This window comes from Bacillota bacterium, assembly GCA_030705925.1.
Classification (GTDB): Bacteria; Bacillota; Clostridia; order Oscillospirales; family Feifaniaceae; genus JAUZPM01.
In genome coordinates this window covers 1-18701 of the sequence record JAUZPM010000041.1, presented here as the reverse complement: position 1 = coordinate 18701, position 18701 = coordinate 1, and the positions used below count along the sequence as shown (strand labels likewise).

Sequence of the window (18701 nt, the reverse complement as noted above, 5' to 3'; positions counted from 1 at the left end):
GCCAACAAGGGCAATACTGTCACTTACGGTCAGTACGGATTAGTTGCGCTCCAGCCGGCATGGATTAAAAGCAATCAGATAGAAGCTGCACGTATCGCGCTTACAAGATATATTAAAAGAGGCGGTCAGGTTTTCATTAAAATATTTCCTGACAAACCGGTTACGGAAAAGCCTGCTGAAACTCGAATGGGTTCCGGTAAAGGTTCACCTGAATACTGGGTCGCGGTTGTAAAACCAGGCAGAATTCTTTTTGAAATGAGCGGCGTGAGCGAAGAGTCAGCACGTGAGGCTATGCGTCTTGCGGCTCATAAATTACCGATTAAGTGCAAATTTATTAAGCGCGAAGAAGAAACGGAAGGTGAGGCATAATGAACATCAAGGAAATCAGGGATTTGACCCCAGATGAGATAAATGCTAAGCTGAAGGATCTTAAAAGCGAGCTTATGAACTTAAGATTTCAAAACGCAATAAAGCAATTAGACAATCCTCAAAGGATTGTTGATGTAAGGAAATCCATTGCGAGAATTCTTACGGTTCTTAAAGAAAATGAACTTAAGAATGCGCAGTAAGGAGGGAATAAGCGATGAGCGAAAGAGCTGATAGAAAGACCAGAATTGGGAAAGTGGTTAGTGACAAAATGGATAAAACCATTGTTGTAGCCATTGAGAATAGAGTTCAACATCCTCTTTATAAGAAAATTGTAAAGAGAACTTATAAACTCAAAGCACACGATGAGAAAAATGAATGCGCTGTTGGCGATAAGGTGCTGGTTATGGAAACCCGCCCATTATCTAAGGATAAAAGGTGGAGACTTGTCAGCATTATCGAAAAGGCGAAATAACAGAGGAGGAAAACCGCATGATTCAGATGCAAACACTCCTGAAAGTCGCTGACAATACCGGCGCAAAAGAACTGTACTGTATTAAGGTATTAGGCGGCACAGGGAGAAAGTATGCTAATATCGGCGACGTAGTGGTAGCTTCCGTTAAAAAAGCTACACCCGGCGGCGTTGTAAAAAAAGGCGAAGTTGTCAAATGCGTTATTGTACGTTCGGTAAAAGGCAAGAAACGCGCAGATGGTTCTTACATTAGATTTGATGAGAATGCTGCTGTTATCATTAGAGATGATAAAACGCCCCGCGGCACACGTATTTTTGGGCCGGTGGCTAGGGAACTTAGAGATAAGGACTATATGAAGATATTGTCGCTTGCTCCCGAAGTATTGTAAGGAGGATAGACAATTATGAATAAAGTACACGTAAGAAAAGGAGATACTGTTATTATTATCTCCGGAAAAGATAAAGGCAAAAAAGGCAAAGTCGTTATGGTAAGCCCTAAAGAGGGCAAAGTTATCGTCGAGGGCAGAAACATAGTGACTAAGCATGTTAAACCCCGCAAGCAGGGCGAACAGGGCGGAATAATCAAAGCAGAAGGCGCAATGTATGCATCAAAAGTAATGCTTTTCTGCGACAAATGCGGCGAGCCGACCAGAGTTGCTAAACGACAGATTGAAGACGGTTCCTACGTTAGAGTCTGCAAGCACTGCGGCGAAGAATTTTAAGGAGGAGGGATATAGTTATGGCACGTTTGAAAGACTTATACATTAAAGATGTCGCTCCGGCCTTAATGAAAAAGTTTTCTTATAAAAGTCCTATGCAAATACCGAAACTTGAAAAGATCGTATTGAATGTTGGATGCGGCGAAGCTAAGGAAAACTCGAAAGTTATCGATTCCGCAATAGAGGATTTAAGAAAAATTACTGGACAGCAGCCGGTCGCAACAAAAGCGAAAAAATCAGTCGCAAACTTTAAAGTTAGAGCTGGCATGAACCTTGGCGTCAAGGTTACACTTCGCGGCGAGCGTATGTATGAATTCCTTGACAGATTATTCAGTGTTGCTCTTCCACGAGTTCGTGACTTTCACGGCATCAATCCTAACGCCTTTGATGGCAGAGGAAATTATGCGCTTGGTTTAAAAGAGCAGCTTATTTTCCCTGAAATTGAATACGACAAGATTGACAAAATCAGAGGTATGGATATTATCTTCGTAACAACTGCAAATACAGATGAAGAAGCTCGTGAACTGCTGTCCCTTATGGGTGCACCGTTCGCAGGTTAATGGGAGGTGTTTGATTTTGGCAAAAACGGCAATGAAACTGAAACAGCAAAGACAGGCCAAGTTTTCTACCAGAGCCTATAATCGTTGCAAAATTTGCGGAAGGCCGCATGCTTATCTAAGAAAATACGGAGTTTGCCGCATATGTTTCAGAGAGCTTGCATATAAAGGACAAATTCCAGGCATTAAAAAGGCTTCATGGTAATCGGAAAATATATAACAGCATTATCAGGGCTTTTAATGCCCAGAATAAGGAGGTAATACGAATATGCAAATTACCGATGCAATAGCAGATATGCTTACCCGCATCCGCAATGCAAATTCGGCAAAGCATGATACGGTTGATATTCCGGCTTCCAATCTCAAAAAGAGAATTGCAGAAATTCTGCTGGAAGAAGGCTATATAAAGAAGTTCGAAATAATTGATGAGAACGCGCAGGGCACCATCCGCATCACTCTTAAATACGGTGCTAACAAGACACCGGTTATTACAGGTCTAAGAAGGGTTTCGAAACCCGGTTTGCGCGTATATTCCAACTGCGAAGACATGCCTCGCGTTATGAGAGGTCTTGGAGTCGCTATTATATCCACCAGCAAGGGCGTTATGACCGATAAATTGGCTAGATCAGCCAACGTCGGCGGAGAAGTTCTTGCATATGTGTGGTAACGGAGGTGTAACAGAATGTCACGTATCGGAAGAATGGCTATTACGGTTCCAGCGGGCGTTGATGTGAAGATTGCACCCGGAAATGAAATTACAGTAAAGGGACCGAAAGGTACATTAGTTCAAACAATGCATCCTGACATGCTGATTAAAATGGACGATAATATTATCCATGTTGACAGACCGTCAGAAGATAAACTTTACAAATCGTTGCATGGCCTTACGAGAACTCTTATAAATAATATGGTTCTTGGCGTTACCAAAGGCTTTTCTAAAGAGCTTGAGGTGAACGGTGTTGGTTACAGAGCAGCAAAACAGGGAAAGCAATTAGTAATGAATCTCGGATATTCTCATCAGGTCATTGTTGACGAGATACCAGGTATTACGATAGACGTTCCCCAGCCGAATAAGATTATTATATCTGGCCCTGACAAACAGGCTGTTGGCCAGTTTGCAGCAGAAGTCAGAGGAAAAAGACCACCTGAGCCTTATAAGGGTAAGGGAATTAAATATGCCGCAGAAGTTATCCGCAGAAAAGAGGGTAAAGCCGGCAAGGGTGCTAAGAAATAAAGAAGGAGGTAAAGTCAAATGGTTCAGAAGAAAGATTCAAATACTGCCCGTAAGAAAAGACATGCAAGAATTAGGGCAAAGGTCACAGGCACTGCTGAGAGACCGCGTCTTGCAATATACCGTTCGCTTAAGAACATTTACTGCCAGGTCATTGATGACGTTAACGGCGTTACTTTGGCTCAAGCCTCCAGCCTTGCAAAGGATTTCGGCACATACGGCGGAAATAAAGATGCCGCAAAGAAAGTTGGACTTGCTGTTGCTAAGGCAGCTATTGATAAAGGTATCACAGATGTGGTATTTGACCGCGGTGGCTATCTATATCACGGCAGAGTCAAAGAGGTTGCGGAAGGTGCGCGTGAAGGCGGCTTGAAATTCTAATTTAAGTTTAACTGGAGGTAAATATGCAAGGAAAAATAGATGCATCTACCCTTGACTTGAAGGAAAAAGTAGTTGCCATCAACCGTGTTTCCAAAACCGTTAAGGGCGGCAGAATATTTAAGTTTGCTGCACTGGTCGTTGTCGGTGACGAAAACGGTCATGTAGGTTGCGGACTCGGTAAGGCTTCCGAGGTTCCCGATGCCATCAGAAAGGGTATCGAAGATGCAAAGAAACATGTTATAAATGTATCTCTGAAAGGTACGACGATTCCTCATGAGATCATCGGCACATTTGGAGCGGCAAGAGTTTTAATGAAACCCGCTGCACCTGGTACCGGTGTTATTGCAGGCGGCGCAGTCCGCGCTGTTGTTGAGCTTGCAGGTATATCTGATATTAGAACAAAATCTCTTAGAAGCAATAATCAGCAGAATGTAGTTCAGGCTACAATGGAAGGCCTCAGAGCTCTTAGAACAGCGAAAGAGGTCGCTGCTATACGCGGACTTAGATTAGATACCCGTACTGCGGATGAGTCTGTTGCTTCACAGGAGGTTGCAGAAGTATGACAAAGACTGATAAAAAACTTCAGATAAAACTTGCTAAATCGTTAAATGGCAGACTTGAGGATCAAAAGGCAACTGCATTTTCTCTCGGCCTTAAAAAGCCCGGAGATGTGACAGTTCAGCCCGACAATGAGGCAACAAAAGGCAAAATCGCTAAAATCAGCTTTTTACTGGAAGTTAGCGAAGTTAAGTAAAAAATAAGGAGGTGCTTTAGCCATGAAACTGAATGAATTATCTCCTGCTGAGGGTTCTGTTACTGAAGGTAAAAGAAAAGGTAGAGGAACCGGAACTGGAAACGGTAAAACAGCAGGTCGAGGCCATAAAGGCCAGAAAGCACGCTCGGGAGGCGGCGTAAGACCAGGATTTGAAGGCGGTCAGATGCCACTTCAGAGAAGAATTCCTAAACGTGGATTCAAAAATATTTTTGCAAAGAAATACGCAGTTGTAAAAGTTTCCGATTTAAATAAATTTGATGACGGTGCGGTTATATCTGCTAATGAATTAATAGAGGCAGGTGTAATTAACAAAGCGTATGACGGCGTTAAAGTTCTTGCCGACGGAGAGCTGACAAAAAAGGTAACGGTAAAAGTTGCGAAAGTGTCAGCAGCAGCAGCAAAGAAAATTGAAACAGCCGGCGGGAAGGTTGAGGTGCTCTAATGTTTAAAACATTGAGTAATGCTTGGAAAATCGGTGACTTACGCAAAAAAATGCTCTTCACCGTTTTTATCATCATAATATTCAGAATTGGATCGGCTATTCCTGTTCCTTTTCTTGACCCCAGCCTTATCAAAAACTTTTTAAATAACAACTCCAACACCATGTTTGGATATTTTGATATGTTGACCGGCGGATCTTTCTCTAAGGCTACGATATTTGCACTATCTATCACGCCGTACATTAACTCATCAATCATAATCCAGCTGCTGACGATTGGTATTCCTGCTCTTGAAAGATTGCAGAAGAGCGGTGACGAGGGCAGAAAGAAAATTGCACAGTATACTCGTTATACCACAATAGCAATAGCACTTATAACCGGTTTCGGCTATTATAGGCTGCTTGCAAATAACGGCGCTGTTAAAAACGATGGTTATTATACCGCAGTCGTTATCCTTGCAACATTTACAGCTGGTTCTGCTTTTATCATGTGGCTTGGTGAGCAAATCAATGATAAAGGCGTTGGCAACGGTATATCTATTATATTGTTCGCCGGTATAGTAGCCAGACTGCCTGCTACGATAATCAGTTCTATTGAAGCTGTAAGATCTGGAACACTTAACTGGTTTGCTGCAATTGTAATAGCTCTGATATTTATTGTTGTTGTCGGTTTCATTGTATTTATAACAGATTCAGAACGTCGTATTCCGATCCAATATGCTAAGAGAGTTGTAGGAAGAAAAGTTTACGGTGGACAAAACACATATTTACCCCTTAAGGTTAATATGAGCGGAGTTATGCCGATAATCTTTGCATCATCAATTCTTATGCTTCCTAGTACTATCGCGGCATTTCTTCCTCAGCCTAAAGCTGGGACGTTCTGGGCGCATGTATTAAATTCAATTAGCTATCGTTCTCCGTTATATGCAGTATTGTACTTGCTGCTTATCATTTTCTTCAGTTATTTCTATGCAGCTACACAGTACAATCCAATTGAAATGACTAACAATATAAAGAAAAATGGTGGATTTATTCCCGGAATTCGTCCCGGAAAGCCATCTGCTGACTTTGTTATGAACATTCTCAACAAGATTACTTTAATGGGCGCTTTATTCCTCGGAGTTATAGCTATTCTTCCTATTATGTTTACTTTAGCTGTTCCTACTGTTAATCTTGCATTAAGCGGAACATCAATCCTCATCGTTGTTGGTGTTGCTCTTGAAACAGTTAAACAAATAGAGTCTCAGATCCTTATGAGACACTATAAAGGCTTCTTGGAATAATCCCATGAAACAGGTGATAATATGAAACTTGTATTGCTTGGGGCACCGGGCGCCGGAAAAGGAACACAGGCGGAAGTGCTTAGCGAAAAACTCGGAATTCCGGTAATTTCTACCGGAAACATGTTAAGGGCAGCAATTGCAGAGGGAACTGAACAGGGAAAGACAGCTGAAGTTTATATTAAACAAGGCGGTCTTGTTCCAGATGATGTCGTGGTTGAAATATTGAAAGAGCGTCTCTCACATTTTGACTGTAAAAACGGCTTTATTTTGGATGGTTTTCCCCGTTCGCTCTCTCAAGCAGAAGTCCTTGACAAGATGGGAGTTGCAATAGACCGAGTGATAAGTCTTGAAGTCCCAGACGAAGAGATTGCAAAACGTCTTTCCGGCAGGCGCGTATGCCTTTTATGCGGCGCAACCTATCACATTGAGTACAACCCCCCGAAACAGGATGGTTTATGTAACAATGACAATCAGCCGCTTATTATACGCGATGACGATAAACCTGAAACATTTATGAAACGTTTAGAGGTCTACCACGAACTTACAGAACCGCTAAAGGAATATTATTTAGATAAGGGCATATTAAGAATAGTGGTTGGACAGGAAGAAGTTTCCGATACATCGCGTGAGGTATTGAAGGCACTTGAAGGTTAGATATGATTATTATTAAAAGTGACAATGAAATTGAACAAATGAGAATAGCGGGTCGGATTACCGCTGAGGCTATTGAAAAGGCGGGAGAGCATATTGCACCCGGCGTTACAACAGCTGATCTTGACAAAATAATTCATGATTATATGATACGCTGTGGTGCGCGCCCTTCCTTTTTAAAGCTTTACGGTTTTCCTGCCTCAGCTTGTATTTCGGTAAACGATGAAGTTATTCACGGCATTCCCTCAAAACGCCGTCACCTTTTAGAGGGCGATATTGTATCGATAGATGCTGGCGCATGTTACAATGGTTTTCACGGAGACAGCACGAAAACATTCTTTGTGGGTCATGTGGCTGATAATGCCGCAAAACTGGTTAAGGTAACACAAGAAAGTTTTTATGAGGGCCTTAAGTATGCACGACCAGGATATCGAATTGGTGACATAGGTGCTGCGATAGAACGCTATGCCACTGGTTTTGGATATACGATAGTTCGTGATTTTGTAGGTCACGGCGTTGGGCGAGAGTTGCACGAGGAACCTGAGGTCCCAAACTTTGGAACTGCGGGAAGAGGAGCACGCCTTGAAAAAGGCATGACTATAGCGATTGAACCAATGATCAATGAGGGAATCCCAGATGTAAAGGTCTCTGATAATGATTGGACTGTATTTACAGTTGATGGGAAACTCTCAGCACACTATGAGCACACCGTACTAATAACCGACGGAGAGCCCGAAATTTTAACGAAGCGTTCGGATGAATGATGAATTAAAACGGGTATACTGCTTTATAGCAGTGCCTATGGAGGTTATCAATGAACGACATTGAGAAAGGCGATGTTGTACGATCACAGCAGGGACGAGATAAGGATTTATTATTTTACGTACTGCAATGTGATGGCAGATTCGCGCTGATCGCAGACGGAAAGCAACGCAAAACTGACAGACCTAAAAAAAAGAATGTTAAGCATGTTGAGCGCTGCATTACCGTAGATATGCGCTTGCGCGACAGGCTTCGACAGGGCGAATCTGTCACCAACACCGACATCCGCAGATCGCTTGAAAGACTTAGCGCGGCTCTTGAAGACGAACAGGAGGGGATATAGTGTCTAAAGAGGATGTTTTTGAACTGGAAGGCAGGGTAGTGGAAACACTTCCAAATGCCGTGTTCAGTGTAGAGCTTGAGAACGGGCACAAGATACTTGCCCATATTTCCGGCAAGCTCAGGATGAATTTTATCCGCATACTGCCCGGTGATAAGGTAACTGTGGAAATTTCCACCTATGATCCGAGTAGGGGACGTATCACCTGGCGTGGTAAATAAGGAGGAAAAATAGATGAAAGTCAGACCAAGTGTTAAAAAGATTTGCGAAAAATGCAAAATCATCAAAAGACACGGTAACGTTATGGTGATTTGCGAAAACCCAAAGCATAAACAGAAACAGGGCTAATACAAATTCTATAAAACGGAGGTGTTATAATGGCGAGAATTTCTGGTGTAGACTTACCGAGAGATAAAAGAGTTGAAATCGGACTTACCTATATATTCGGCATAGGTGTGCAACTATCAAGAAAAATTCTTGATGAAACAGGTATAAATCCAGATACCCGAGTTAAAGATCTTACAGAAGATGAAGTAGCTAAGATACGTGATTGTATTGATAAAAACTTTACCGTTGAGGGCGACCTTCGTCGTGAAAGAGCACTTGACATAAAACGGCTTACAGAAATCGGTTGTTACAGAGGCATAAGACATAGAAAAGGCTTACCTGTAAGAGGTCAACGCTCAAAAACAAATGCGAGAACAAGAAAAGGTCCTAAGAAGACGATAGCTAATAAGAAGAAGTAAGGAGGGATATGTGTAATGGCAAAAGCGAATGTTAAAAAAGGCGTTGCTACAAGAAAACGCCGTGAGAAAAAGAACATTGAAAAGGGTGCGGCACATATTAGCTCCACCTTCAATAACACAATTGTAACTATTACTGATGTAAACGGAAACGCATTATCTTGGGCTAGCTCAGGCGGTCTTGGTTTCCGTGGCTCTAGAAAATCAACACCATATGCGGCTCAATCTGCTGCTGAATCAGCTGCAAAAGCTGCAATGGAGCATGGACTTAAATCAGTTGAAGTTTATGTTAAAGGTCCTGGCGCAGGTCGTGAGGCTGCAATCAGAGCGCTGCAAGCAGCGGGTCTTGAGGTTAGCATGATTAAGGATGTTACTCCAATCCCGCACAATGGCTGCAGGCCGCCTAAAAGAAGAAGAGTATAAGGAGGTTTCATATGGCAAGATACACAGATGCTGTTTGCCGTCTCTGCAGAAGAGAAGGTCAGAAGCTGTTCTTGAAGGGTGACAGATGCTATGGTCCTAAGTGCGCAGTAACAAGACGTTCTTTCGCACCGGGACAACATGGCAAGAGCAGAAAGAAGCCGTCTGAATACGGCATCCAGCTGAGAGAAAAGCAAAAGGCAAGAAGATATTACGGCGTTTTAGAAAAACAATTTGAGAAATATTTCGATATGGCAGAGAAAAAGCCAGGCGTAACAGGTGACAATCTGCTTCAGATTTTGGAAAGCAGAATAGATAACGTTGTTTACAGGCTTGGACTTGCTATGTCTAGACCAGAGGCACGTCAGCTCATCCTTCATGGACATTTTACTGTTAATGGAGAAAAGGTTAACATTCCTTCTTATTTATTAAAAGAGGGTGATGTTATCACAATCAAAGACAAGAGCCGTGATTCTGAGAAAATTAAAACAATAATTGATGTTAACTCCAATAGACCTATTCCGAAGTGGCTTGATATTGATCGCAACACAATGCAGGGAAAGGTTCTTAACCTTCCAACGAGAGACGAAATTGACTTTGATGTTTCAGAGCATCTGATTGTCGAGCTGTATTCTAAATAACAGGAAGATTACCCTCGTAAGGTTTATTGTATTTACGTCGGTATATATGCCGGCAAGATTAAAATAAGGAGGGTCAGTATGATTGAAATAGAAAAGCCTAAACTTGAAATCGCCGAGGTTGCAGATGACGGTTCCTATGGCCGTTTTGTTATTGAACCTTTGGAAAAAGGCTATGGCACAACACTTGGGAACTCTCTGCGTAGAATACTTCTTTCGTCGTTACCGGGTTACGCTGCAACGTCTATTAAGATTGACGGTGTTTTGCATGAATTTTCTACCATACCCGGGGTAAAAGAAGATGTTACTGAGCTCGTTTTAAATATTAAACAGCTCATCGTAAAACTGCATTCCGATGGTCCAAAAGTAGTCTATATTGAGGCTGAAGGTGAACAAGAAGTTACGGCAGCTGATATAAAATGCGATAGTGAAGTTGAGATTATCAATCCCGACCTTCATATTGCTTACCTTAATCCAGAGGGTAAGCTGCGCATGGAGATTACGCTGAACCGTGGCAGAGGTTATGTATCATCTGAGCGCAATAAGCAGCAGGATCAAACTGTTATCGGAGTTATTGCAGTAGATTCCATCTATACGCCTGTTATGAAAGTCAACTATACTGTTGAGCCTACCCGTGTTGGACAGTCACTTAATTTTGATAAGCTTACACTTGAACTTTGGACAAACAAGACGATTGACGCAACATCTGCGCTTTCTCTTGCGGCAAAGATAATGAGTGAGCATTTAAGCTTGTTTATTGAACTTTCAGACGAGGCAATGACGGCAGAAGTACTCTTCGAGAAAGAAGAGACAAAAAAGGAAAAAGTGCTCGAAATGACAATCGAAGAATTGGATCTATCCGTCCGCTCATTCAATTGCCTAAAGAGAGCTGGAATCAACACTGTCGAAGATATTATCCAGAGAACGGAAGAAGATATGATGAAGGTCAGAAACCTTGGTCGCAAATCACTGGAGGAAGTCATCGGCAAATTGGAAAGCTTAGGCCTCGGTCTTAAAAAGGACGAGGATTAATCGAAGTTTTTTCGATAGATACGGATGTTAATATCAAGATCAGATAGGAGGTACCATTATGCCCGGAACCCGTAAACTTGGTGTTCCCACCGATCATAGAAGAGCGATGCTTCGTGGAATGGTGACTTTCTTCCTTGAAACCGGAAGAATTGAGACCACTGTTACAAGAGCAAAGGAAGTAAGTTCTATCGCTGAAAAAATGATTACGCTCGGCAAGGAGAACACACTTCATAATAAACGTCAGGCAATGAGCTTTATTACTAAAGAGGATGTAGTTAAAAAACTGTTTGACGAAATAGGTCCTAAATATGCAGAGCGTAAGGGCGGATATACCAGGATAATCAAAACTGGTCCCCGACTTGGTGACTCAGCGCCTATGGCTATTTTAGAACTTGTAAAATAAAATATATTTAAACAAAAAACTCCCGTAAGTTGCTTACGGGAGTTTTTTGTTTAAATATAAGGGTAATTATATTTAAAAATAATAAATTAATAATTTATGTCATATAAAAAATTTATTGATTACATTAATATGACAATTTTTTTAAATGCACTGAAATACAATATAAATTACCATTATATGTAAGCTGGAGGCGAATTATGCAGCGGGTTAAGTTTAAATATGCAGATTCTTATGAAACAGAAAGATGGGAAGTTTTGGCCATTAAATGGACAAGCTCTTTCATTTGCGCCTTTTTTATTTCAAGGTTTTCTTTATTTGGGCAATATATGCCGCTCGGTATTTCTCTTGCCGCAGCTCTTCCACTTACGTTACCCGGATATTTGACTATGTGCGGTGTAGTATTAGGTATGGTCAGTATTACATATGATCCTGTCAGCATACAGTTTATTTCTGCATCACTGGTTGTACTGGGTGCGCGCCTGTTATTTAAATCAAGTAAAGACATATCTGAATTTAAGCTGTTTAGCGAATCACTGGCAACTGCTGTATACCTTACAACGGCGCTTGCAAGTATGATTGGCAGGTTAGGGGGGATCACAGACTATTTACTGATCTTTATTGAAGCAGTTTTATGTTTTGCATCAGTTAGACTGTTTAAATATATTATATCAGGGCTTAAAAAATTAAAAGATAGCGTTCTAACAGATAATTATATAAAAATATCTATTATTATTGGTTCTGGCATTGCACTCTTATCAGCTTCACAAATTTCTTTATACGGAATTGCACCAGCAAGAATATTAGCTATACTAACTGTAGTAATAGCGTCGTATTCTACAGGAGCATTGGGAGGATGCACGACAGGTATCATTGTTGGGCTAGCGTATGCGTCACAGGATACAGCGTTGGTGCCAATGGCAGTTACCCTTGCGTTTTCAGCATTTGTTGCTGGAGCGGTAGGAAGGTTGAAAAAACCTGCCACAGCAATTTCTTTTGTAATTATTTTCGGTTTGCTATGCTATTATTTCGATAAACAATTAATAATTTCTTCACTTGCGGAAGCATCTACTGCTTGTCTAATATTTTTAATATTAAGCAGCAGCGTACTCAATAATATCTCTCAGTTTATGCGGAGCATTTTAAGATTTAACGAAGATTCGTTTTCAGAATCTAAAAATCCTGTAGATTTTATTCAAAACAGGTTAGCGAGTGCATATGAAACTATAAATGAAATGAGCACCATAGACGATACGAACAGTAGTATTAAAGAAAAAATAAACGTAGAGGATATATCAGAAGTATTTTCATACGCTGCTGATAAGGTGTGCCGACGCTGTGGCTTGGCTGCGTTTTGCTGGGGGGCAGATTATAGCTCCGTCATGGCTTCATTAAACGACTTAGTGCCGGTTTTAAAAGAAAAAGAGAAGCTTGATGTTTCGGACATAGGGAATTATTTTAAATGTAAATGTGCGAAATTAAAGGAGTTTATTACAGCTGTTAATAGTGAATATGAGCAATACAAAGCTTTGGGCAAACAAAGGTCTGAGGATGAAAAGGAGTTAATAGCATTTAAAGAACAATATAGAAGTTTTTCATATTTACTCAGTGAGTTGTCAAGTGATATCACTTGCGCATCAAATCTACGTTCAGATATAAGTGAAAAGGTTGCAGAGTATTTTCAAAGTCTAGGAATAAAAACACTCAGCATTGCCTCATATGAAAACAAAAGGAGGATGTTGGTTGTTGAAGCGGTTTTGAGTAATGCTGTAAATATTAAACAAAGTGATATTCCGCTTCTTGACTTTTTAAAAAAGTTAACAGGTAAAAAAGGTTTCGATATTTATATTGAAAAGCGCGATGATGATTATTATTGCCTTATTACAGAGAAAGAGCACTTTGAAGTAAAAATAAATCAAAGTGCATGCGCAAAGACAGGGGAAGAAAAATCGGGAGATCATGTTGCAGCTTTTAAAACTCATGACGGAAAATACTATATTATTTTAAGCGATGGAATGGGAAGCGGAGAGGAAGCTTGCAGTGAAAGCAGTTTTGTTACAACATACCTTGAGCGGCTGATAAAAAGCGGAATCTCTGCCGAAACTGCAATGAAAATGGTAAATACAGCTTTTTGTATCAGAAATGCTGGAGATGAGTTTGCAACAGTTGATATGATCGCCATTGATCTTTATACAGGAAAGGCAGAAATTATAAAGGCCGGTGCAGCGCCCACTTTTGTTATCAGGGGGCAGAAATATCATACTATTGAAAGCGGCACTTTGCCTGTAGGAATGTTCGCAAGTTCCGAAATCAGAAAAACTGAGCTCCGTCTAAATGGTGGAGATAGTATTATCATGGGTTCTGACGGAGTATTTGATCCTGATGATGACGAGGATATATTAAGAGACATTATGTGCACATATCATGACGAAAAAGAAAGCAGCGTTTCTTCACATATTATGCTGGAAGCCGGGAGAAGGCATATTGGTACAAAAAGCGACGATATGACGGTTGTGGAAATCAAAATTAACAAGAAATAAAGAAACCGGTATATTTTACTGCCACGCTGTCAAAAATACTCATGAACAAGCTTTTAGCATGGAGGATTTGTATGACACGAGGCATTAATCGGCAGGCTATACACATTAAGGATATTGGAAGCCCATATTTTGAGGAAGCAATATTTATAGTCAGCAAAAACGCGGATTTAAGCGGTATGACAAGCAGCGATATGGCTGAAGAGGCACGAAAAATCGTAAACAGTTATATAAAAAGGTATGCCGGCAGGCCGTCAACTAAACACAGATGGCTGTTGGCTATTGCCGTGATATTGATATTATCTGCCGTCGCCTGTTTTATTGTTGCGACATCCCTCCTTTAATACTATAAATTGTAAAAATAATGCCATAAGCTCAATGGCATTATTTTTTATTTTGTGTTATACTGAATCCACTATATTTAAAGGAAATCGCAAATGCAATATAAAACATTTTTAAAAGAAAATCCTTTGGTGCTTGCGCCGATGGCAGGGGTAAGCGATCTATCATTTCGCATGATTTGCCGTGAGTTCGGCGCTGGTATCACAGTTAGCGAAATGGTTTCGTCTAAAGCGCTTTATTATAAAGACAGCAAGACCTCCCGTCTAATGCAGCTTTCAAAAGAGGACAGGCCTTGCGGGATTCAGATTTTTGGAAGTGATCCGGAGATCATGGCATACGCGGCTAAAGTGGCGGAAGAGAAGGAAAAACCGGACTTTATTGACATAAATATGGGCTGTCCAGTTCCAAAGATTGTGAACAACGGAGATGGCAGTTCATTGATGAAAAGCCCAGAGCTTATTTATGAAATTGTAAAAGCTGTATGTAATGCTGTTGAGATTCCTGTTAGCGTTAAAATAAGAGCGGGTTTTTATAGAAATGATTTAAATGCTCCGGTTTGCGCACAAGCTGCGGAAGCCGCAGGGGCTTGCGCAGTTTCCGTTCACGGCAAATCCAGAGAACAGTATTATGCTCCATCTGTTAATCTTGAAATAATAAAACAGGTCAAAGAAACCGTGAAAATTCCTGTTATCGGAAACGGCGATATTTTTTCCGCTGAAGATGTAATCAATATGCAAAAGGTTACCGGTTGTGACGGTATAATGATAGGCCGAGGGTCGCTTGGAAATCCTTTTATTTTCAGAGAAGTATATGCAGCGTTGAAAAACGAAACCTATGTCCCGCCGACTGTTGCAGAACGAATGAATACTGCAAAGAAACATATGTCGATGTTGGTGGGGCTTAAAGGTGAACACATTGGCGTTCAGGAAGCGCGAAAACATATGGCATGGTATTTAAAAGGAGTCAGGGGAAGCGCATCATTAAGGGACAGGATTAACCGAATGACTACACTTACTGAAATTTTAGAAATTGCCGATGAAGTCATAAGGGCAGAAATGGAGGGGTGTTAGGTGAATGATATTGAAGCGGCGGCGCTCGAACGGGTAAAAATGGGAGATGCCGACGCTTTTTCTGTAATTGTGTCAATGTATGAACGGAAAGTATATAATACGGCGCTGCATATGTGCAAAAATGCCGATGATGCAATGGACATTTCGCAAGAAGTTTTTTTAAAGCTTTATAAAGCAATCCCATCTTTTAAAGGCGAAAGTTCACTTTCAACTTACATATTCCGCGTAACGTCAAATATGTGCATTGATTATCTTAGAAAGAATAAGAAAAATAAAAATACCATGTCGTTGACTCGCGAGGATATAGACGGTGATGAAACGACTATAGAGATCCGTGACACTTCACCTAATCCTGAACAACTGGCCGAGAAAACCGAACAAAACGAAACTTTACGGCGGTGTATAGATAAGCTGCCTGATATTTACCGTGAGATAATTATATTAAGAGAATTTGACGGATTGTCTTATAAAGAGATTTCGCAAGTCACAGGAATTGAGGAGGGTACTGTAAAATCACGTCTTTTGCGGGCAAGAGACAATTTGAAGAAGCTTTTGATTGCAAGCGGGAACTTTTTTGACAAAACTCAGTCTAAATACATAGATAATAAAAAGGAGGTGTTTCATAATGACTTGTGAACAGTATGAAGAGAAAATTAATATGCTAATAGATGACGAGCTTCAAGACGATGAAAAAGAAGAACTGCTTAAGCATTTAGAGTCATGCGGTGAATGTAAAGAGAATTATGAAATGCTTCTTAAAATGAAGAACGCTTTTGCAGACGCTGAAATTGCTGCGCCTGAAACGCTGCATAACGATATAATGCAGAAAGTAAATGCAGCGGCAATACGCAAAAAGAGACATAAAAGGCCTCTTCCATTTGCATTTATTGCGGCTGCCGCTGCTGTTATAATAATTACACTTACTAACGGAGATATCGAAAAGTTGTTTAATAATAAAACTTTGACGCCAGATATGAGCAACTATTCAAGTCAGTCGAATACGACTAATCAGCCTTCTTACAATACTAATGATACAACTGCATCTTCACCTAAGCCTGATAACCCGGGAAAGCCAGATTCAACAGTTACCAATCCAGAAAAAGCTGAAGTAAAAGATAGCACCAAAAAAGCGACTAGTACAAAAAGCGCCGCTTCAGCTAAACCTAAAACATCAGCTAAGGAAAGTAAGATAGCAGAGCCGGAAAATAAAAGCTCATCAGAACATGTTAACGCTGGCACTAATGCCACGGAAATTCAGCCTCAAGTAGAGACAAAATCGGCAGAAAATGAACGGCAAAATGGTAACGTTCCCGATGTGACTAAAAACAATTCTTATCAAGAGAGCGACGATAAAACTGAATCAGCCGCAGCGGAAGAGGCAGCAAACGGTGTAGAAAACATTGAGGCATACGGTGTAGCTGCACCAACAGCTTCTGCAGATTGTCAAACAGCATTAACAGCAGCCCCAAGTTTAAAGTCTGCTTCGTCTGCTTATAACTACGGAAAACAGGGATTTGCAAAAATCCTTAAAAACCCGAGCGGAGACGTGTTCAAAGGTCTTCATGAACAGACTGTTCTTTATGAGAGCGATACAGAATCAGTATTTCAGGTATCAACTGGCTATTTAAAGCAATTGGAACAGGCAGGTGCATTATTAACAGATATGGAGTATGCTGATTTAGACAATTCTTTGTCATACGGAATAATTGTCGTTAAAAAATAGTCAGTAAATCAAAATACGACCTAAACAGGTCGTATTTTTTTGTAATTCTTTCAAATTCTATGATATAATATTACAAAAGTTCGCGCAGCGGAGGAATTTATGAAACTTCTTGTACTTGACGGCAACAGCATCATCAACCGTGCATTTTATGCGATACGCCTTCTTTCGACTAAAGAGGGATTGTTTACGAACGGAATATTCGGTTTTATAAATATATTAGAGAAGGCAATGAATGATGAAAAGCCTGACGGAGTTGTGGTTGCGTTTGATCTGAGCGCTCCGACTTTCAGGCATGAACAGTATGATAAATATAAAGCCCAGCGCAAGGGCATGCCGGATGAACTGGCTCTTCAAATGCCGCTGCTTAAAGAAATCTTAGATAAGATGGATATATCCAGAATTGAACTTGCGGGGTATGAAGCCGATGATCTTATTGGAACTATAGCCGCAAAATGTGAGACCGACGGCGTAGAGTGTGTTATTCTTACAGGTGACAGAGATGATCTGCAGCTTGTCAACGAAAAAACTGTCTGTGTACTTGCGTCTACAAGTTTTGGAAGGGCTGAATCAAAAAGATATACGCCTGAGCTTATCCAACAGGAATACGGATTTGAGCCTGCGAATATTGTTGATATGAAGGCTTTATGGGGGGATACTTCAGACAATATTCCGGGGGTTCGCGGAGTTGGCGAAAAGACCGCGAAAGACCTTATAAAAAGATTCGGAACTGTTGAAAAGATTTATGATAACATCGAGAGTACGGAGATAAAAGAAAGCGTTCGCAAAAAGCTTGTTGAAGGTAGAGATATGGCATTTATGAGCAAAAAGCTTGCAACTATTTGCAAGAATGTCCCTGCCCAAATCAACCTTGAAGATTATATTATTAAAAATCCGGATTATGAAGCTCTTTTGGCTTTATACACAAAACTGGAATTCCGGACACTTGCCGAAAAGCTTCGCGTTAAGCTTGAAAAAGAGGAAAAACAGAATTTAGCTCAGGCGGAGATTCCGGAAATAATAACTGTCGGATCTTTGTTCGAGCTAATGGGAATTGCCGGAGAGTTTAAAAGTATTTATATTGATTTTGCATATGACATGCTGTGTGTATACGACGGGCAAAAGATATATTCGATATTAAGAGAAAACCTCTGCGACGATTATGAGAACGCGGTAAGCCTAGTATTTGAAAATGATGCTGAGAAAACGGTTTTTGATATAAAAAGTATTTGCAATGCTCTAAAACACTATAAAGTGCTGTCGAAAAACTGCACATTTGATGTTCTGCTTGCAGGATATCTTCTTAATCCCTCCGCACCAGGGTATTCACTGATCGACCTTATAAGCACTTATGTAGGAACAGGGTATGAAGATATACCGGCACAAAGAGCGTTTGCCCTTTGCGCTATGCGTTCCGCAATGCAGAAAAAACTCGATGAGACTGGAATGTCTGACCTTTACAAAAATATAGAGCTGCCGCTTGCGATGGTTTTATTTGATATGGAGAATACCGGGTTTAAGCTTGACCGTGAAGCTCTGCTGACATGGGGAGAAAATCTTAAATCCGAAAGCAATGAGATCGCAAAGCTGATTTATGATCTCGCAGGCGAAGAGTTCAATATCAATTCTCCAAAACAGCTCGGAGAGATATTATTTCAGAAATTAAAAATCCCGGCGGGCAAAAAGACAAAAACGGGGTATCGCACCGATGCGGACACATTAGAGGGGTTACGGCTTCAATATCCTATTGTTGAACTTATTTTAAAATACCGTCAGATATCTAAGCTTAGTTCGACCTATGCCGATGGCTTTCTGAAGGTTAT

At 40.8% G+C, this 18701-nt stretch carries 30 protein-coding genes; all 30 read left to right on the top strand.

From position 1 onward, the window contains the following. The coding region (rplP, locus tag Q8865_07515; GenBank protein MDP4153266.1) for a 50S ribosomal protein L16 at positions 1 to 369 on the top strand (369 nt) is incomplete at its 5' end. Next, positions 369 to 569 (top strand): 50S ribosomal protein L29, encoded by a 201-nt coding sequence (gene rpmC, locus Q8865_07510; GenBank protein MDP4153265.1) that lies wholly within the window; start codon positions 369 to 371, stop codon positions 567 to 569. The genes rplP and rpmC, both read left to right, overlap by 1 nt. Before the next feature lie 14 nt (positions 570 to 583). Then, positions 584 to 841: a 30S ribosomal protein S17 gene (rpsQ, locus tag Q8865_07505; GenBank protein MDP4153264.1), complete on the top strand. Its 258-nt coding sequence runs from the start codon at positions 584 to 586 to the stop codon at positions 839 to 841. Positions 842 to 858: 17 nt separating this feature from the next. Next, positions 859 to 1227: a 50S ribosomal protein L14 gene (gene rplN / locus Q8865_07500; GenBank protein ID MDP4153263.1), complete on the top strand. Its 369-nt coding sequence runs from the start codon at positions 859 to 861 to the stop codon at positions 1225 to 1227. A gap of 15 nt (positions 1228 to 1242) precedes the next feature. Further along, a complete protein-coding gene (gene rplX, locus Q8865_07495) occupies positions 1243 to 1560 on the top strand; it encodes a 50S ribosomal protein L24 (protein ID MDP4153262.1) in 318 nt (105 codons plus the stop codon). A gap of 17 nt (positions 1561 to 1577) precedes the next feature. Further along, positions 1578 to 2117, top strand: a complete 540-nt coding sequence (rplE, locus tag Q8865_07490) for a 50S ribosomal protein L5 (protein ID MDP4153261.1) — start codon at positions 1578 to 1580, stop codon at positions 2115 to 2117. 16 nt (positions 2118 to 2133) lie between these two features. Beyond that, a complete protein-coding gene (locus Q8865_07485; protein MDP4153260.1) occupies positions 2134 to 2319 on the top strand; it encodes a type Z 30S ribosomal protein S14 in 186 nt (61 codons plus the stop codon). A gap of 63 nt (positions 2320 to 2382) precedes the next feature. Continuing rightward, the gene (rpsH, locus tag Q8865_07480; protein MDP4153259.1) at positions 2383 to 2781 is read left to right on the top strand and encodes a 30S ribosomal protein S8; all 399 of its coding nucleotides are present in this window, start codon (positions 2383 to 2385) and stop codon (positions 2779 to 2781) included. A gap of 15 nt (positions 2782 to 2796) precedes the next feature. Beyond that, entirely contained in the window at positions 2797 to 3348 is a 552-nt protein-coding gene (rplF, locus tag Q8865_07475) for a 50S ribosomal protein L6 (GenBank protein MDP4153258.1), read from the top strand. An 18-nt stretch (positions 3349 to 3366) separates the two neighbouring features. Further along, positions 3367 to 3726, top strand: a complete 360-nt coding sequence (gene rplR / locus Q8865_07470; GenBank protein ID MDP4153257.1) for a 50S ribosomal protein L18 — start codon at positions 3367 to 3369, stop codon at positions 3724 to 3726. Between the two features lie 23 nt (positions 3727 to 3749). Beyond that, entirely contained in the window at positions 3750 to 4289 is a 540-nt protein-coding gene (gene rpsE, locus Q8865_07465; GenBank protein MDP4153256.1) for a 30S ribosomal protein S5, read from the top strand. Further along, positions 4286 to 4480 (top strand): 50S ribosomal protein L30, encoded by a 195-nt coding sequence (gene rpmD / locus Q8865_07460; GenBank protein ID MDP4153255.1) that lies wholly within the window; start codon positions 4286 to 4288, stop codon positions 4478 to 4480. Before rpsE ends, rpmD begins: the two co-directional genes overlap by 4 nt. A gap of 22 nt (positions 4481 to 4502) precedes the next feature. After that, positions 4503 to 4943 (top strand): 50S ribosomal protein L15, encoded by a 441-nt coding sequence (rplO, locus tag Q8865_07455; protein MDP4153254.1) that lies wholly within the window; start codon positions 4503 to 4505, stop codon positions 4941 to 4943. Further along, the gene (secY, locus tag Q8865_07450; protein ID MDP4153253.1) at positions 4943 to 6223 is read left to right on the top strand and encodes a preprotein translocase subunit SecY; all 1281 of its coding nucleotides are present in this window, start codon (positions 4943 to 4945) and stop codon (positions 6221 to 6223) included. Before rplO ends, secY begins: the two co-directional genes overlap by 1 nt. A gap of 21 nt (positions 6224 to 6244) precedes the next feature. Beyond that, positions 6245 to 6877 carry an adenylate kinase gene (locus Q8865_07445; GenBank protein ID MDP4153252.1) on the top strand — a complete coding sequence of 211 codons (633 nt, stop codon included), beginning with the start codon at positions 6245 to 6247 and terminating at the stop codon, positions 6875 to 6877. A gap of 2 nt (positions 6878 to 6879) precedes the next feature. Continuing rightward, positions 6880 to 7638: a type I methionyl aminopeptidase gene (gene map, locus Q8865_07440; protein ID MDP4153251.1), complete on the top strand. Its 759-nt coding sequence runs from the start codon at positions 6880 to 6882 to the stop codon at positions 7636 to 7638. 50 nt (positions 7639 to 7688) lie between these two features. Continuing rightward, positions 7689 to 7979, top strand: a complete 291-nt coding sequence (locus Q8865_07435) for a KOW domain-containing RNA-binding protein (protein MDP4153250.1) — start codon at positions 7689 to 7691, stop codon at positions 7977 to 7979. Next, positions 7979 to 8197 carry a translation initiation factor IF-1 gene (gene infA / locus Q8865_07430; GenBank protein MDP4153249.1) on the top strand — a complete coding sequence of 73 codons (219 nt, stop codon included), beginning with the start codon at positions 7979 to 7981 and terminating at the stop codon, positions 8195 to 8197. The genes Q8865_07435 and infA overlap by 1 nt, the downstream gene beginning before the upstream one ends. Before the next feature lie 13 nt (positions 8198 to 8210). Next, positions 8211 to 8324, top strand: coding sequence for a 50S ribosomal protein L36 (gene rpmJ, locus Q8865_07425; protein ID MDP4153248.1), 114 nt, complete (start codon positions 8211 to 8213; stop codon positions 8322 to 8324). Positions 8325 to 8353: 29 nt separating this feature from the next. Beyond that, a complete protein-coding gene (gene rpsM / locus Q8865_07420) occupies positions 8354 to 8722 on the top strand; it encodes a 30S ribosomal protein S13 (GenBank protein ID MDP4153247.1) in 369 nt (122 codons plus the stop codon). Positions 8723 to 8737: 15 nt separating this feature from the next. Next, positions 8738 to 9142 carry a 30S ribosomal protein S11 gene (gene rpsK / locus Q8865_07415; protein ID MDP4153246.1) on the top strand — a complete coding sequence of 135 codons (405 nt, stop codon included), beginning with the start codon at positions 8738 to 8740 and terminating at the stop codon, positions 9140 to 9142. 11 nt (positions 9143 to 9153) lie between these two features. Then, positions 9154 to 9780, top strand: coding sequence for a 30S ribosomal protein S4 (rpsD, locus tag Q8865_07410; GenBank protein MDP4153245.1), 627 nt, complete (start codon positions 9154 to 9156; stop codon positions 9778 to 9780). Between the two features lie 78 nt (positions 9781 to 9858). Continuing rightward, positions 9859 to 10809: a DNA-directed RNA polymerase subunit alpha gene (locus Q8865_07405; protein ID MDP4153244.1), complete on the top strand. Its 951-nt coding sequence runs from the start codon at positions 9859 to 9861 to the stop codon at positions 10807 to 10809. 58 nt (positions 10810 to 10867) lie between these two features. Beyond that, entirely contained in the window at positions 10868 to 11212 is a 345-nt protein-coding gene (gene rplQ, locus Q8865_07400) for a 50S ribosomal protein L17 (GenBank protein MDP4153243.1), read from the top strand. A gap of 197 nt (positions 11213 to 11409) precedes the next feature. After that, on the top strand, positions 11410 to 13749 hold the full coding sequence (locus tag Q8865_07395) for a SpoIIE family protein phosphatase (protein ID MDP4153242.1): 2340 nt from the start codon (positions 11410 to 11412) through the stop codon (positions 13747 to 13749). A gap of 71 nt (positions 13750 to 13820) precedes the next feature. Next, on the top strand, positions 13821 to 14090 hold the full coding sequence (locus Q8865_07390) for a hypothetical protein (protein ID MDP4153241.1): 270 nt from the start codon (positions 13821 to 13823) through the stop codon (positions 14088 to 14090). Positions 14091 to 14183: 93 nt separating this feature from the next. Next, complete coding sequence (gene dusB / locus Q8865_07385) at positions 14184 to 15158, top strand: tRNA dihydrouridine synthase DusB (protein MDP4153240.1); 975 nt, start codon at positions 14184 to 14186, stop codon at positions 15156 to 15158. After that, positions 15159 to 15794: a sigma-70 family RNA polymerase sigma factor gene (locus Q8865_07380; GenBank protein MDP4153239.1), complete on the top strand. Its 636-nt coding sequence runs from the start codon at positions 15159 to 15161 to the stop codon at positions 15792 to 15794. It begins immediately after the preceding gene. After that, positions 15784 to 16881, top strand: a complete 1098-nt coding sequence (locus Q8865_07375; protein ID MDP4153238.1) for a zf-HC2 domain-containing protein — start codon at positions 15784 to 15786, stop codon at positions 16879 to 16881. Before Q8865_07380 ends, Q8865_07375 begins: the two co-directional genes overlap by 11 nt. A gap of 99 nt (positions 16882 to 16980) precedes the next feature. Then, on the top strand, positions 16981 to 18701 hold a 1721-nt coding region (locus tag Q8865_07370; GenBank protein ID MDP4153237.1), incomplete at its 3' end, for a DNA polymerase.

What these genes read in the sequence shown, in the direction of transcription:
- rpmC (MDP4153265.1), top strand. Translation starts at nt 369, where the DNA reads ATGAACATCAAGGAAATCAGGGATTTGACCCCAGATGAGATAAATGCT.
- rpsQ (MDP4153264.1), top strand. Translation starts at nt 584, where the DNA reads ATGAGCGAAAGAGCTGATAGAAAGACCAGAATTGGGAAAGTGGTTAGT.
- rplN (MDP4153263.1), top strand. Translation starts at nt 859, where the DNA reads ATGATTCAGATGCAAACACTCCTGAAAGTCGCTGACAATACCGGCGCA.
- rplX (MDP4153262.1), top strand. Translation starts at nt 1,243, where the DNA reads ATGAATAAAGTACACGTAAGAAAAGGAGATACTGTTATTATTATCTCC.
- rplE (MDP4153261.1), top strand. Translation starts at nt 1,578, where the DNA reads ATGGCACGTTTGAAAGACTTATACATTAAAGATGTCGCTCCGGCCTTA.
- rpsH (MDP4153259.1), top strand. Translation starts at nt 2,383, where the DNA reads ATGCAAATTACCGATGCAATAGCAGATATGCTTACCCGCATCCGCAAT.
- rplF (MDP4153258.1), top strand. Translation starts at nt 2,797, where the DNA reads ATGTCACGTATCGGAAGAATGGCTATTACGGTTCCAGCGGGCGTTGAT.
- rplR (MDP4153257.1), top strand. Translation starts at nt 3,367, where the DNA reads ATGGTTCAGAAGAAAGATTCAAATACTGCCCGTAAGAAAAGACATGCA.
- rpsE (MDP4153256.1), top strand. Translation starts at nt 3,750, where the DNA reads ATGCAAGGAAAAATAGATGCATCTACCCTTGACTTGAAGGAAAAAGTA.
- rpmD (MDP4153255.1), top strand. Translation starts at nt 4,286, where the DNA reads ATGACAAAGACTGATAAAAAACTTCAGATAAAACTTGCTAAATCGTTA.
- rplO (MDP4153254.1), top strand. Translation starts at nt 4,503, where the DNA reads ATGAAACTGAATGAATTATCTCCTGCTGAGGGTTCTGTTACTGAAGGT.
- secY (MDP4153253.1), top strand. Translation starts at nt 4,943, where the DNA reads ATGTTTAAAACATTGAGTAATGCTTGGAAAATCGGTGACTTACGCAAA.
- Q8865_07445 (MDP4153252.1), top strand. Translation starts at nt 6,245, where the DNA reads ATGAAACTTGTATTGCTTGGGGCACCGGGCGCCGGAAAAGGAACACAG.
- map (MDP4153251.1), top strand. Translation starts at nt 6,880, where the DNA reads ATGATTATTATTAAAAGTGACAATGAAATTGAACAAATGAGAATAGCG.
- Q8865_07435 (MDP4153250.1), top strand. Translation starts at nt 7,689, where the DNA reads ATGAACGACATTGAGAAAGGCGATGTTGTACGATCACAGCAGGGACGA.
- rpmJ (MDP4153248.1), top strand. Translation starts at nt 8,211, where the DNA reads ATGAAAGTCAGACCAAGTGTTAAAAAGATTTGCGAAAAATGCAAAATC.
- rpsM (MDP4153247.1), top strand. Translation starts at nt 8,354, where the DNA reads ATGGCGAGAATTTCTGGTGTAGACTTACCGAGAGATAAAAGAGTTGAA.
- rpsK (MDP4153246.1), top strand. Translation starts at nt 8,738, where the DNA reads ATGGCAAAAGCGAATGTTAAAAAAGGCGTTGCTACAAGAAAACGCCGT.
- rpsD (MDP4153245.1), top strand. Translation starts at nt 9,154, where the DNA reads ATGGCAAGATACACAGATGCTGTTTGCCGTCTCTGCAGAAGAGAAGGT.
- Q8865_07405 (MDP4153244.1), top strand. Translation starts at nt 9,859, where the DNA reads ATGATTGAAATAGAAAAGCCTAAACTTGAAATCGCCGAGGTTGCAGAT.
- rplQ (MDP4153243.1), top strand. Translation starts at nt 10,868, where the DNA reads ATGCCCGGAACCCGTAAACTTGGTGTTCCCACCGATCATAGAAGAGCG.
- Q8865_07395 (MDP4153242.1), top strand. Translation starts at nt 11,410, where the DNA reads ATGCAGCGGGTTAAGTTTAAATATGCAGATTCTTATGAAACAGAAAGA.
- Q8865_07390 (MDP4153241.1), top strand. Translation starts at nt 13,821, where the DNA reads ATGACACGAGGCATTAATCGGCAGGCTATACACATTAAGGATATTGGA.
- dusB (MDP4153240.1), top strand. Translation starts at nt 14,184, where the DNA reads ATGCAATATAAAACATTTTTAAAAGAAAATCCTTTGGTGCTTGCGCCG.
- Q8865_07375 (MDP4153238.1), top strand. Translation starts at nt 15,784, where the DNA reads ATGACTTGTGAACAGTATGAAGAGAAAATTAATATGCTAATAGATGAC.